The organism is Pseudomonas sp. PAMC 25886, assembly GCF_000242655.1.
Lineage (GTDB): Bacteria > Pseudomonadota > Gammaproteobacteria > Pseudomonadales > Pseudomonadaceae > Aquipseudomonas.
In genome coordinates this window covers 1-13,839 of sequence record NZ_AHHC01000045.1, presented here as the reverse complement: position 1 = coordinate 13,839, position 13,839 = coordinate 1, and the positions used below count along the sequence as shown (strand labels likewise).

Annotated in this window: 11 protein-coding genes; 4 read left to right on the top strand and 7 right to left on the bottom strand. The window is 62.4% G+C overall.

What is annotated here, in order from left to right; genetic code table 11:
* Positions 1–2 precede the first annotated feature (2 nt).
* From xylB to MUM_RS0114125, 5 genes are read right to left on the bottom strand one after another with little or no spacing between them, the layout of a single operon-like run.
* Positions 3–1,478 (bottom strand): xylulokinase, encoded by a 1,476-nt coding sequence (xylB, locus tag MUM_RS0114145; protein WP_010170802.1) that lies wholly within the window; start codon positions 1,476–1,478, stop codon positions 3–5.
* Between the two features lies 1 nt (position 1,479).
* Positions 1,480–2,472 carry a LacI family DNA-binding transcriptional regulator gene (locus MUM_RS0114140; RefSeq protein WP_029615887.1) on the bottom strand — a complete coding sequence of 331 codons (993 nt, stop codon included), beginning with the start codon at positions 2,470–2,472 and terminating at the stop codon, positions 1,480–1,482.
* 21 nt (positions 2,473–2,493) lie between these two features.
* Positions 2,494–3,435, bottom strand: a complete 942-nt coding sequence (locus tag MUM_RS0114135) for an ABC transporter substrate-binding protein (protein WP_010170799.1) — start codon at positions 3,433–3,435, stop codon at positions 2,494–2,496.
* Positions 3,436–3,468: 33 nt separating this feature from the next.
* Positions 3,469–4,437, bottom strand: a complete 969-nt coding sequence (locus MUM_RS0114130) for an ABC transporter permease subunit (RefSeq protein WP_010170798.1) — start codon at positions 4,435–4,437, stop codon at positions 3,469–3,471.
* A gap of 25 nt (positions 4,438–4,462) precedes the next feature.
* Positions 4,463–5,995, bottom strand: coding sequence for a sugar ABC transporter ATP-binding protein (locus MUM_RS0114125; protein WP_010170797.1), 1,533 nt, complete (start codon positions 5,993–5,995; stop codon positions 4,463–4,465).
* Between the two features lie 421 nt (positions 5,996–6,416).
* On the opposite strand from MUM_RS0114125, the gene MUM_RS0114120 reads away from it, so the two are divergent.
* From MUM_RS0114120 to MUM_RS0114110, 3 genes are read left to right on the top strand one after another with little or no spacing between them, the layout of a single operon-like run.
* Positions 6,417–7,772, top strand: a complete 1,356-nt coding sequence (locus MUM_RS0114120; RefSeq protein ID WP_010170796.1) for a sensor histidine kinase — start codon at positions 6,417–6,419, stop codon at positions 7,770–7,772.
* Positions 7,757–8,140: a response regulator gene (locus MUM_RS0114115; RefSeq protein WP_010170795.1), complete on the top strand. Its 384-nt coding sequence runs from the start codon at positions 7,757–7,759 to the stop codon at positions 8,138–8,140. Before MUM_RS0114120 ends, MUM_RS0114115 begins: the two co-directional genes overlap by 16 nt.
* A 9-nt stretch (positions 8,141–8,149) precedes the next feature.
* Positions 8,150–9,418 (top strand): EAL domain-containing response regulator, encoded by a 1,269-nt coding sequence (locus tag MUM_RS0114110; protein WP_010170794.1) that lies wholly within the window; start codon positions 8,150–8,152, stop codon positions 9,416–9,418.
* Here MUM_RS0114110 and MUM_RS1000000135030 read toward each other — a convergent pair.
* Both MUM_RS1000000135030 and MUM_RS0114100 read right to left on the bottom strand, forming a co-directional pair.
* On the bottom strand, positions 9,399–10,034 hold the full coding sequence (locus MUM_RS1000000135030; RefSeq protein WP_442962342.1) for a methyl-accepting chemotaxis protein: 636 nt from the start codon (positions 10,032–10,034) through the stop codon (positions 9,399–9,401). The two genes, MUM_RS0114110 and MUM_RS1000000135030, sit on opposite strands and share 20 nt — an antisense overlap.
* 1,658 nt (positions 10,035–11,692) lie before the next feature.
* Positions 11,693–12,553: a LysR family transcriptional regulator gene (locus tag MUM_RS0114100; RefSeq protein WP_010170792.1), complete on the bottom strand. Its 861-nt coding sequence runs from the start codon at positions 12,551–12,553 to the stop codon at positions 11,693–11,695.
* A 114-nt stretch (positions 12,554–12,667) separates the two neighbouring features.
* Between MUM_RS0114100 and MUM_RS0114095 the strand changes: the two genes are divergently transcribed.
* Positions 12,668–13,372 carry a haloacid dehalogenase type II gene (locus MUM_RS0114095; RefSeq protein ID WP_010170791.1) on the top strand — a complete coding sequence of 235 codons (705 nt, stop codon included), beginning with the start codon at positions 12,668–12,670 and terminating at the stop codon, positions 13,370–13,372.
* Positions 13,373–13,839 lie beyond the last annotated feature (467 nt).

Here is a 13,839-nt window from a genome sequence, read left to right as displayed (position 1 = left end):
ATTTAATCGTGCAACGCCTTGGCGGCGCCCAACAGCCCCTGGAACTTGCGATACCGCGCGTGCAGCACAGCTGCCTGCGCACCCTCCGGGAAAAACCGGGCCTTCACCGGCATCCCCGCCCTCAGCAGTGCCGCGCCCTGCCCGTTCGCCACAAACCCCAGCTTCGCCGCCCCCATACACGCACCCAGTTCACTGCCGTGCAAGGTGTAGATCTCCCGCTCAAGAATATTGGCCAGCAACTGCGCCCAATATTCACTGCGCGCGCCACCGCCCACCAGTGCGCAGGCGCCCACCGTGGCGCCGGCTGACTGCACCGCATTCAGTGCATCCAGCAGCCCGAACCCGACCCCCTCCATCACCGCATAACCCAGCATCGCCGGCGTGCAGTCATGCCCCAGGTTCATGAAACCACCGCGCAGCAACGGGTCGTTATGGGGCGTACGTTCGCCCGCCAGGTACGGCAAGAACAACGGATTGGAAACCGCCACAGCCTGCCCGATCGGCAACTCGGCCTGCACGCGATCCAGCAACGCCTGCTCATCGACAGCGCCCGTCAACCGTGTCACCCAGCGCAAGCAACTGGCTCCGGCCAGCATGGCGCCCATGGTGTACCAGCGATTGGGCAGTGCATGACAGAAGCTATGCACGGCACTCGCCGGATTGCCCGCCGCGTGGTCGGTGATCGCAACAATGGCCGCGCTGGTACCAAGGGTGATAAACGCATCCCCCGCATTCACCGCGCCGATGCCCACCGCCGCCACCGGGTTGTCCCCACCACCGCCGGCAATCACCAGGCCCTCGGCCAGGCCCAGGCGCAGCGCTGCCGCAGCGTTCAAATGAGCACTGGCCGCCCCGCCTTCCACCAGCCTTGGCATTTGGGCCAATCGCAAACCTGTTGCACGCAGCATGGGCTCGAACCATTGCCGGTTGGCCACGTCCAGCCACAACGTGCCGGCACCGTCGGACACATCGCTCACACGCTCACCACTCAAACGCAGGCGCAGGTAATCCTTGGGCGACAGTACGCAGTCAATTGCCTCGAATACATCGGGTTCGTGCTGCTGCAGCCACAGCAGTTTCGGCGCGGTGAGGCCGGCCATCGGCAAGCTGCCGGTGACCTCGGCAAACTCGCGGCCCAGGGCTTCGGCCTGGGCCATGGCGCGGGAGTCATCCCAGAGGATGGCCGGGTACAACACCCGGTCGTCATCCCCCAGCAATACGGCGCCGTGCATCTGCCCGGACAAGCCAATGCAGCTCACGCGGCCATAAGCCTGCGGCTGATCCGCGCGCAACTGGTCCAGGGCGCTGAGGCACGCGTGCCACCAATCCTCCGGCGCCTGCTCGGACCAGCCCGTGTGCCGGCGCGATATCGTCAGGCGCGCACCGGCATGGGCGAGGACGCGGCCGTGCTCGTCCATCAGGATCGCCTTGAGTTCCGAGGTGCCAAGATCAATGCCAAGGGAAACCGGGTTGTTCATATCAGGGGCAGCCGCATGAATTACGAATCTTCAGGGTGGGCGGGAGCCGCACGCTGTGTTTTTTACGCTTGGGCGACGCCATGCGCTCAAGCAGCAGGTTGACCGCACGCGCGCCGAGTTCCTGCACCGGTTGTGCGATCAGGGTCAGGCGCGGTACGAAGAAGTCCGCCCAGTCAAAATCATCGAAGCCCACCAGGGCCATTTGCCCGGGCACCTCGATGCGCGCATCGCGCAAGGCATGCATTGCACCGAGGGTCATCAGGTTGTTGCCCGCCATGATTGCCGTGGGTGGCGTCTCCAGGGCCAGCAACTGCGCGGTGGCGTGGCGCGCCGGCTCACTGCTGGAGCCGCCATTGACCAGCAACTGTGGATCAAGCGGCAATCCTGCCGCCTGCAACGCAGCGTGATAACCGGCCACGCGCTCATCGGAAGTGCCCAGCCCCGCCCGCCCGGAAATAAAACCGATGCGCCGGTGGCCATGCTCGATCAAGTGCGTCACCAGGGCCTGGGTGGACAGCGTATTTTCCACCCCGACCTGATCGAAACGGTCGCTCATCATCCGGTCCACCAACACCGCCGGTACTTCATTGGCCTGCAAGTATTCCAGGGCCAGCGAACCGGTGGACGGCGCCAGCAGAATGCCGTCCACCCGCCGGTGGTGCAGCGCCGTAACCACGCGCAGCTCCTGCTCGGGATCGTCGTGGGTATCGACAAACAGCATCATGTAGCCGTGCTTGGCGCACTCGGTTTCAATCGCGTGCACCGTTTCACTGAAGTAATGGTTGGAGAGCGCCGAGATCGCCACGCCAATCGTGTTGGTGGTGGACCTCGCCAGGGAGCGCGCCAGCGTATTGGGGATGTAGCCCAACTGGCTGATCGCGCTCTGCACCGCTTGCACCGTGTCCGGGCTGACCTTGCGGGTGCCGTTCAAGACGTGCGAAACCGTCGACGTCGACACCCCGGCAATTCTTGCCACATCCTCCATGGTTGCCACGGTACTCACTCCTGCGCGCGCTTAATGTTTGCTGGACCAACCGCTGTAGGAACCGACGTTGTCGCGGGTGATCAGTTTTGGGGTCAGCAGGGTAACCGCTTCGGCAGGTTGTTTGTCATTGAGAATGTCATTGCCGACGTTGACCGCCGTCTGAGCCATGGCCCATGGGTCCTGGCTGGCGGAGGCCTGGATCAGGGTGTCGGTCTTCAAGGCATTCTCGATGTCCGGCGCACCGTCCACGGAGGTGATGATGATGCCGCTGCGTTTGAGCTGCTTGGCGGCCAGGTCGCTGCCGATGGCCTGGGGATCGTTGATCGCAAACAGGCCGTCGATTTTCTGGAAGCGCGTCAGGTAGCCCTGCATCACGTTCAAGCCGCCTTCGCGTGAGCCTTTGCCGTCCTGGTCGTCCGACAGCACCTTGATATCCGGCGCGCTGGCCAGGGCCGCTTTACAGCCTTTGACGCGATCGGTCACCGCAGTCACTTGCGGGCCGTTCTGGATAATCACGTTGCCCTTGCCCGAGAGCTTGTCGACGATGAACTGGCAGGCGAGCTTGCCGGCTTCGACGTTGTCTGTCTGCACCGTGGCATTCACGCCCTTGGCGTCGACGTCCACCGCCACCACCACGATCCCGGCGTCACGGGCTTTCTTGATCGCCGAGGCCATGGCCGACGGGTCGACGGCATTGAGCAGGATCAGGTCGACCTTGGACGAGATGAAGTTGTCGATCTGCGAGAACTGCTTGCTCAGGTCATAGTCGGCCGACACCGAGGTCACCTTGACGGCTGGGTTCAGCTCCTTGGCCCGGGCCGTGGCGCCGTCGGCCAGGGTCACGAAATACGGGTTACCCAGGGAGCCCATGCTGATGCCGATGGCTTTCAGCTCACGGGCCTCTACGGCGTGGGACATCAACACGGCAACGCCCAGGGAGGCGACAACAGGAAACATGCGTTTGAAGTTCATGATGACTCTCTTGTGATTGTTGTTTGAGTGAAATCAGGTCCGTGCACCGGACTGGCGATAACGATCCAGCGCCACCGCGCCAATGATCACGATGCCCTTGATGATGTATTGCCAGATATCCGAGACGCCCAGCAGCACCAGGCCGTTGGTCAATACCGCGATGATCAGCGCACCAATCAGCGTGCCGCCAATGGTGCCGACGCCGCCGGTAAAACTGGTGCCGCCGAGAATCACCGCCGCGATGGCATCCAGTTCATAGGATTGCCCCAGTTGCAGGCCATTGGCGGCGAACAGGCGCGACGCGCTCATCACCGCGCCGAGACCGGCCAAAGCGCCGGACATGGCATAGACGAACAGCAGGACTTTCCACACCTTGATCCCCGACAGACGCGCCGCTTCCGGGTTGCCGCCCACGGAGTAGATCTGCACCCCCATCACCGTGCGCCGCAGGATGAACCACGACAGCGCGATCACGGCCACGGCGATGATCACCAGCCATGGCACACCGAGCACTGAATCGTTGCCGATAAAGGCGAACGGCAAGTCAGGGTTGAACACGGTTTTATCGTCGGCCAACAGGCGCGCCAAACCGCGCATGGCGGTCAGCGCACCCAGGGTGACGATAAACGGCGGCAGGCGCATGAACGCGATCAGGCCGCCGTTGACCAGGCCGAGCAACAGCCCGAAGCCGATCCCGGCCACAATCCCGAACATGCCGAATTGCGGCGACATCGAGGCTTGCAGCGCAACCACCGCCGAGGCGGCGAGAATTGCACCGACCGACAGGTCGATGCCCGCCGTGAGGATCACAAAGGTCATGCCCGCCGCCAGCACCACGTTGACCGACGCCTGCTGGGTGATGATCGACAGGTTCTGCACGGTCATGAAGTTTTCGCTGGCCAGGGCAAAGCCCACCAGCAGCAACACCAGCACCGGCAACATGCCCACCGTGCGCATCAGTTCCCGAATACGCTCAGCCTTGCCGATCGTTGCCACAGTCATGGTGTTGCTCCCGCTCGTGTTTGAATTAGCCATGGGCCGCCACCTGCTCGCTGCCGGTGGCGAGGTCGATAATCGCCTCCTGGGAAATATCCAGCCCGGACGCCCCGCCCACTTCGGCCACCAGTTGCCCTTCGCGCATGATCAGCACGCGGTCGCAGGTGCCGATGATTTCCGGCAGCTCGCTGGAGATCACCATGATGCCCACGCCGGCCTTGGCCAGTTGATTGATGATGCGGTAGATCTCGGATTTGGAACCGATGTCCACGCCCCGTGTAGGTTCGTCGAGGATCAGCACATGGGGCTTGACCTCCAGCAGCCGCGCCAACAGCACCTTCTGCTGGTTGCCGCCGGACAACGCCCCGACATTGACCTTGCCCGACGCCACGCGGATCGACAGCGATTTGATTGCATCACGTGCCCGCTGCGCACCGTGGCCACGGTCGAGCACGCCGCCGGCATGGGCATCCGGCACACAGGCGCACACGTTGATGTTGTCGGCCACGCTCATGTCGAGAAACAGGCCCTGGGCCTTGCGGTCTTCGGTGAGGTACACCACGCCGGCCCGAATCGCGTCCGCCGGGTTGCGCAACTGCGTCACGGTCTTGCCGACCACCTCAAGGGTGCCGGAGGTACGAGGGTCGGCCGCAAAGATCAGTCGCGCCAGCTCGGTACGGCCGGCGCCCACCAGTCCGGCGATGCCCAGCACTTCACCGGCGTGCAGGTCGAAGCTGCAGTGGCGCACGCGCTTGCCGTCGGCCATGTCACGTACGCGCATCACCACCTGGCCCGGGTCGTAGGCGGCATGTTCTTTCTTATAGAAACCGGAAAGGTCGCGGCCCACCATCATCTTCACCAGCACCTCGGCCGACAGCACGTCCCGCGCCAGTTCGCCGACGTACTCGCCGTCCCGCAGCACCGAAACCCGGTCCGACAGCTCGTAGATTTCGGCCATGCGGTGGCTGATGTAGATGATCGCCAGGCCCTGGCTGCGCAGCTGTTTGATCAGCGCGAACAGGCGGTCGGTCTCCCGGGATGAAAGCGGCGTGGTGGGCTCGTCCATCACCAGGATTTTCGCGTGGGCATGCAGGGCCCCGGCGATTTCCACCAGTTGGCGCTCGGCGATGGACAGGCTGGCGACGCGGGTGCTGGGTGTGAATTCTGCACCAAGCCTTGCCAGCACCTCGGCCACCCCGGCTTCCATGCCCTTGCGGTCGATGGTCCAGCCACGGCGCAGTTCACGGCCCAGGTAGATGTTCTCGGCCACCGTGAGGTTCGGGCACAGGCTGAGTTCCTGGTAGATCACGGCAATGCCGAGGGCTTTGGCGGAGGCTGGGTTGTAACTGGCGACGGGTTGGCCATCGATGCGGATGGTGCCGCCGTCATCGGCCTGGTAGGCACCGGAGAGGATCTTCATCAACGTCGATTTGCCGGCGCCGTTCTCACCCATCAAGGCGTGAATTTCACCGGGATAGACTTTCAGGCTGACGTTCTTGAGCACCCGCAGGCCATTGAAGGTCTTGCTGATGCCCTGCATTTCAAGCAAGGGGTCAAGGCTCATGACTGAGCTCCTGGTTTTATTATTTTTGTGTTCAAGCGTGTGCCGATGACAGCCATCGGCAGACCTGATTGCTGCCGACTCTAATCAGATACATTTGTTTACGCAAGCGCTTGCGTAGGCCTTTTATCGATTGATTAAACGTTTCATCAGATGAATAAACCTTCATTTGGTTAACGCCTGACCACTATCTGCAGGCCACGGCGTTGTTTCTGCGCTCACAGTGTGCGGTATTGAGCTGAATCTATTCATTTGAGGGCTGAAAGCTTCCGGGGGGATGTTTTCAGCCATCAAATCGCCACAATGTCTGCTATTGTCAAAAGACCTCATCTCCTCCTCATCGCACCCGTGCGATCTTCTGTGAGCATGCTCTGCGGCACGGCCTTCGGCGGTGTCGGGCCTGAAGTTCACGGAATGCCCTGCGATGGAAAAACCTGCTCTCGACACCTCGCCCGAACCCCAATCCCGGGCCGAAAAAATCGTCGAATTCAAACGCCAGAAAACCCTGCTCAAGACCGGCGCCCTGCAAGACGCGATCTTCAACAGCGCCTACTTCTCCAGCATCGCCACCGACGAAAAAGGCGTGATCCAGATCTTCAACGTCGGCGCCGAACGCATGCTCGGGTATGCCGCCGCCGATGTGCTGAACCGCGTCACCCCGGCCGACATCTCCGACCCCGCCGAACTGATCACCCGCGCCGCCGCACTCAGCCTGGAACTGGACACGCCGATCACGCCGGGCTTTGAAGCCCTGGTGTTCAAGGCCTCCCGGGGCATCGAAGACATCTACGAGCTGACCTATATCCGCAAGGACAACAGTCGCCTGTCGGCCATGGTCTCGGTGACGGCCCTGCGCAATAAAAGCGATGCGATCATCGGCTATCTGCTGATCGGCACCGACAACACCGCGCGCAAGCAGGAAGAAGCCGAACGCAAAGGTTTTGAGCGCGCCCTGGAAGAAAAGAACCTGGAACTGGAACACGCCAGCCACATGAAGTCCGAGTTCCTGGCCACTATGTCCCACGAGCTGCGCACGCCGCTGAATGCGGTGATCGGTTTTTCCGAGGCGCTCAAGGACGGCCTGGTGGGCGACATGAGCGATATCCAGCGCGAATACATTGGCGACATCTTCACCAGTGGCCAGCACTTGCTGTCGCTGATCAACGACATCCTCGACTTGTCCAAGGTCGAGGCCGGGATGATGGACCTGGAGCTGGAAGCCGTGGAGTTGGCGGGCTTGTTGGCCAACAGTCTGCTGATCGTGCGGGAAAAGGCCGCCTTGCAACGTATCCAGTTGAAGCTTGAAAGCCCGGACGACTTCGGCACCCTGGAGCTGGACCTGCGCAAGACCAAGCAAATCATCTACAACCTGCTGGCCAATGCGGTGAAGTTCAGCGAGCACGGCGGATCCGTGACCCTGTCGGTGCGTGAGGTGAGTCGCTCGCAAGTCGGGCAGATTCCCGGCGACTGGCCCACCCACGGCTTTGCCCTGCAGCCCAGCGCGCATCAACAGTTCCTGGAGCTGAGCGTCAGCGACAGCGGAATCGGGATCGCCCGGGACGACATGAGCAAGTTGTTCAAGGCCTTCAGCCAGATCGACAGCAGCCTGGCGCGTAAATTCGAAGGCACGGGCCTGGGCCTGGCGATGGTCAAGCAACTGACCGACCTGCACGGCGGCAGCGTCGCCGTGGCCAGCCGCGAAGGTGCCGGCGCCCGCTTTGTGGTGTGGCTGCCGCTGCACCGCGCCGCGGATACGGAGGCCCCATGGCCGAAATCCTGATCGTGGAAGACAACGAGGCGAATATGCGCCTCGCCCGCCTGCTGCTGGTGAACGCCGGCCACAGCGTGTTGTGGGCCGCCGATGCCGAGACCGGGCTGACCCTGGCCCGGGAAAAACAACCGGCGCTGATCCTGATGGACATTCAGTTGCCCGGCATGGATGGCCTGGCGGCCACGTCGTTGCTCAAGCAGGACCCGCACACCGCGCACATCCCGGTGATCGCCCTGACCGCCATGGCCATGAAGGAAGACCGCGATAAAACCCTGCGGGCCGGCTGCGACGCCTACATCATCAAGCCGCTGCGCTACAAAGAGCTGTACCAGGTGATCGACACGCTGCTGCAACAAAACATTACTCCTCTGACGTGAGTCCTCTCCATGGCCAGCCAACCCGCAACGCTGTTGATCGTTGATGATGAAATCCAGGTGCGCAAGCTGCTGGAAACCCTGCTGCGTCACGAGGGTTACCAGACCTTGAGCGCCGCCAGTGGTGAAGAAGCCTTGCAACTGGTGGCGCGACAGCCGCCGGACTTGATCCTGCTGGACATCATGATGCCCGGCATGGACGGCTACGAAGTGGCCAACCAGCTCAAGCAGGACCCGACCACCGCCAACATCCCGATCATCATGCTCTCGGCCCTGAGTGAGCCCAGCGCCCGCCTGAGCGGACTGGAAAACGGTGCCGAAGAGTTCATCAGCAAGCCGGTGGAACGGGTCGAGTTGTGGTTGCGGGTGCGTAACCTGCTGCGGCTCAAGGCCCATGGCGACCGGCTGAAAAATCACAGCCTGATGCTGGAGCAGCAACTGCAACATCACCAGCATGCCGCCGCCCGGTTGAACATCCGAGACCTGGCTCGCCTGGAGCTGGAAAAAGCCCTGGGCCTGGCCGTCGAACGTGAAGAATTCGTACTGCACTACCAGCCCAAGGTCGAGCTGGCCGGCGGTCAGGTATGTGCCCTTGAAGCCTTGCTGCGCTGGGACCGGCCTGGCTATGGCGCGGTGTCTCCGGCGGTATTCATTCCGATCCTGGAGAGCCTGGGGTTGATCGTGGTGCTCGGTCGCTGGGTGATCGACAACGTGTGCCGCCAGATCGCCGAGTGGCAATCCAGTGCGGTGGGTGCCGTCGAAGTGTCGGTCAACGTGTCGGGGCATCAATTGATCGAAGGAGACTTGATTGCCGACATCACCCAGTCCCTCGCCAGGGTTAACGTAGAACCGCATTGGCTGGAGGTTGAGATCACCGAAGGCTCGCTGATGGAAAACACTGAGCACACCATCGCCAGCCTGCACCGGCTGCGGGCGATGGGGGTAAAGATTTCCATCGATGACTTCGGCACTGGTTATTCAAGCCTGGCTTACTTGCGGCGGTTTCCGATTGATACGCTGAAAATCGATATCGCGTTTATCCGCGAAGTCACCAGCAACCCCCAGGACGCGGCGATCACCCGCACCATCATCGAACTGGCCCATAGCCTGAAGCTGCGAGTGGTGGCCGAGGGCGTGGAAACCCAGGCACAACTGGAGTTCCTGCGGGAAGCCGGCTGCGATCAGATCCAGGGGTATCTGTTCAGCCGGCCGTTGCCGATGCAGGAGCTGGAGCGCCTGTTGCTGGAGAAACGTGGCCTGGTCAGGCCGCAGCCCCACTGACCTCAAACAAGCCCACCAGCTTCTGCAACTTGTTGGCGTTCACCCGCACGGTTTCCGCGCTGGTCTGCAACACCCCCACGGTCAGGCGCATCTGCTCCGAAGAGTGGCTGACCTGCTTGATGGTCTTGCCATAGTCGAGGCTGCGGGCATTGAGCTGCTGGATGATGCTGAACATGCTCTCCACCGCCTGGTGCAGGTGCACGTTTTCTGACGACGCATCCTCGGCCAGGCGCAGGCTGCTGTCGACATTGGTTACGCCGTTTTCCATGAAGCCTACGGCTTTGCGAGTCTCGCTCTGCAAGCCTTCGACCATCTGGCGAATGTCTTCGGCGGCCTTGGAGGTGCGCGACGCCAAGGTGCGAACTTCGTCGGCCACTACCGCAAAACCGCGGCCATGCTCGCCGGCACGGGCCGCCTCAATCGCCGCGTTCAGGGCCAGCAGGTTGGTCTGGTTGGTGATGTCGCTGATCAACCCGGTGATGTTGCTGATCTGCGCCATGCGGCTGTCCAGCAGTTGCACGCTTTCGGAGGAGCGCTGCACCACATCGCGAATCGACTGGGTGCCGACCTGCACCGCGAGGAATTGCTCGCGGGCGCGGCTGACCACCTCGTCCATGGCCTGCTTCATTTGCTCGGCGCTCACCGAGGCTTGCTGGATTTCCCCCAGTTGCTCTTCAACGATGATCATCATGCGGTGGGTGGCGTCGGCCACTTCATGGGACATCAACCCGGCCGCCTCGCTGCGGCCCAGCATCAACTGATTGGTGTTGCCGACGCTGTGGCTGGCTTTGACCACTTGGCCGACCACCGAATCCAGGCGGTCGATAAAGCTGTTGATCCAGCGGCTCATGTCGCCTGTCTCGTCATTGACCATGCGCCCGCTGTCCAGGCGCTGGCGCAGGTTGCCTTCGCCTTCGGCGATGGTGCGGATCACTTCGGTCATTTCATTCAGGCGGGCGGCCAGGCGCTTGGGCCCCAGGCGACTGAACAGCATGGCCGCCACGACCATGCTCAGTACTTCGCACGCATCGGTCCAGGCGGCGGGCAAGCCGCTGTAGTGACGGACCAGGAAATTGCAGGCAAACAGACCGGCCATGGTCGCCAGGTAAGGTTTCATCAAGCCGTGGCTCAGGGAGCGCCGGCGGTAGACCTCTTCCAGGTCGGCCTCGCACATCATGCCCCAGCGGTCCGGCGAGCCCGGCAGTTCAAAGGTCACGCCCTTGCCCACCACCGGGATGTGGCGGTAGTCGGAGTAGCCGGGATAGGTGACAAACAGGTTCGAGCCCTTGCGAATGGTCTCGCGCACACCGGGGTGCAGTTGTTGGGTGGCCGGGTCGATAAAGCGCAATTCCAGTTCGGTGTGGCGCTGGATCTGCACGGTTTTCCACGGCGTGTGCACGCCGCTCTTGAGGTTTTCGCCGTGGGTGAAGGCGCCGTCCTCGAAGCGTGAACGGGACAATGCGATACCGGGCTGAAGCGCCGGGTCGAAGCGCGATTGCACCATGAACAGGTAGTTATCGCCGGACTCCGGAAAAATATGCCCGGCCTCGCGCTGGATCAAATCCCCGAGGATATCGTTGGGCACTCGCCCGCACAGGCAGCCAAGCACCCTGCCCTCACGGGTCAACGGTTGGTAGAACATCAGGGTCACTTCGTCATGGAAACGCGAGGACGAAGGGCCGATCTGCAAGGTCAGCGGGTCGCTGTAGGGGCCATGAAGGAACGGCGCCTTGAGACCGGCGGCCAGGGCTTGATGGTTCAGGGTGCGGTGAGCGGACGGGTTCCAGGTGGTGGTCAGCACCTCGCCCTTGAGGTCGACGATAAACAGTTCGGAGAAGTCGCCAGCCTGCTGCAGTTTGTCCAGCAGCAGGCTGTTATCGGTGAGCACGGGGTCGCGGGTGAGCACGCTGGCCAGTTCGCTGAGGTGTTCCCACTGTTCCCGGGTCCAGGTTTGCAAAAGCTTGACCCGGGTTTCGGCGATGGCCTCGAAGGTTTGCTCCATCACCGGGTACACGCTGCGGTTGAGGCGGCAGGACCAGCCCATGGCGAACTTGCCGGTCTTGCCCCACCAGGGCAGCCAGCTTTTTTCGGCGGAAGATAACTGCATCGTGCTGCTCGACAGGCTGCTCATGGCGAACTCCGGGAGTGATGTCTAATTGCCATAACCCAAGGCAATTAACACGCCAATTAGCTAGCCTGCTATTTATTAGGGTGCTGGGCCTGCCGCGCAGCCCAACGGGAGCACGCTCCCTCGCCACAAAAAGTTGCATGCAATCAATAAGATGCACCAGTGTGTGGCAGTGAAATCTCTTCCCGCAGGAATTCGATCAGGCCTTGGTGCGTCGGGCCCAGGCGTTCGGCGCCACTGACCAGTGCCAGTTCCGAGGGCGGCACCGGTGGCAGTTCGGTACAGACGCGGTGGCTGGCGAGCACGGCGCTGACCGGCAAAATGCTCAGCCCCAACCCGGAGGTCACCGCCGCCTGAATCCCGGTCAGGCTATGGCTACCGAACGCCACCCGCCAACTGCGCCGGGCCTTGTCCAGGGCACGGGTGGCACGTTGGCGGTAGATGCAGCCTTGGGGGAACAGCGCCAGTGGCAGGGTCTCGAGGTCAAGGTCCTGGTCTTGGCCGCTCACCCACACCAGCGGCTCGGGCCAACTGGCGTGACAGTCGCCGCTGCTGGTTTCACGCTTGACCAGGGCGATGTCGATTTCGCCGGCGTCCAGCTGCCGACGCAGGTCGGTGCTCATGCCGCTGACGGTTTCCAGCCGCGCTTCGGGACGCGCCCGCACAAACCCGCTGAGCATCGAGGCCATGCGCACGGCGTCGAAATCTTCCGGCACGCCCAGGCGCACCGGCACCACGCTGGCTTCGGTGCTCAGGGCGTCTCGCGCTTCCCGGGACAGGTTCAGCAACCGGCGTGCGTAGTGGGTGAGCAACTCGCCCTGCTCGGTGGGGCTGACCTGTTGCCCGGAGCGGTCGCGCACCAACAGCATCTGCCCGGCGCTCTCTTCGAGCTTGCGAATCTGCTGGCTGACCGTGGACTGAGTGCGGTGCACGCGCTCGGCAGCGCGGGTGAAGCTGCCTTCATCCACGACGCAGACCAGGGTGTGCAGCAGTTCGAGATCAAACATGGCGCGACCTTCATATCGATAATTCAACTGAGCTGAAGAGGGTAATTTAATTTCCAACTGACGGGTACTGTTCCTATGCTTCAGTCATCACTGACTTCCCTGAACAGGTGCCCCATGTCCCTTGAACACTCCCCTCGCCCGCTCTGGCTGACCTTTGACTGCTACGGCACGTTGATCCAGTGGGATGAAGGCTTGCGTGCGGCGATCGACGAGATTCTCACCGCCAAGGGGGCGCACAGGGTCGATACCGAGACGTTGATCAGCGTGTATGACCGCCATGAACATGCGCTGGAGCAAACGCCGCCGCATCGCAGCTTTCGGACGTTGGCGGGGCTTGGGTTACGGCAGGCGCTGCAGGAGTTGGGTTTGCCAGCCGATGCGCACGACGCTGCGATCCTGACGGACCGCATCGGTGCGATGCCGCCGTTCCCCGAGGTGGTCCAGACGCTTAAGCAGCTGAAGGCCATGGGCTACCAGCTGTGCATCGTCTCCAACACGGATGACGATGTGATTGCCGGCAACGTTGCCCAACTGGGCGGGACCATTGACCGGGTGATCACAGCCCAGCAGGCCGGGGCCTACAAGCCGGATCGGCGGTTGTTTGACCATGCCCATGCGCAGTTGGGGGTGGGTCTTGAGGAGGTGGTGCATATTTGCGCGAGCCCGCATCTGGATCACGCGGCGGCGCGGGATATCGGGTTTCGCTGCGTGTGGATCGACCGGGGAACGGGTCGCACATTGCTGCCCGACTACCGGCCGGATGCGATTTTGCCGACGCTGGAGGGGGTGCCTGGGTTGTTTGAGTCGTTGGGGTGGTGAGGTGGTTTTGGGTACATATCCGTTAGTTGGGTAACGGCGGCTTATGGTTTCGCTCTTACAGCGACTCACTTTGGAAAAGCCCCAAAGTAAGCAAAGGGCTCTGCCCCGCCTGTCGGCACCTCGCCTAGGCTCGGTGTTCCCTCACTCCGGCGCTGCTCCGCGGGCCGCCGCGATGGGCCATCCTTGGCCCAGCGCGGCTAAACCGGCGTCCTGCCGGTTTACCCGCTCCGCACCACCTGCGTTCGGCCTCGGGCTTATTGGGGCAGTCAGATCAAGATCAAAAGCAAGAGCACAGCGGCCTACAGGCCGGCTTGAGTGGTAGAAGCCACAGCAAAAGCCAAAGCGAAAGCAGAGCTACTTTTCTGTAGGAGCCGGCTTGCCGGCGAAAAACCTGAGAGCGCCGCGTTCATTCAGGACGCCAGCGTCATCGTTAACGACCATCGCCGGCAAGCCAGCTCCTACAGGGG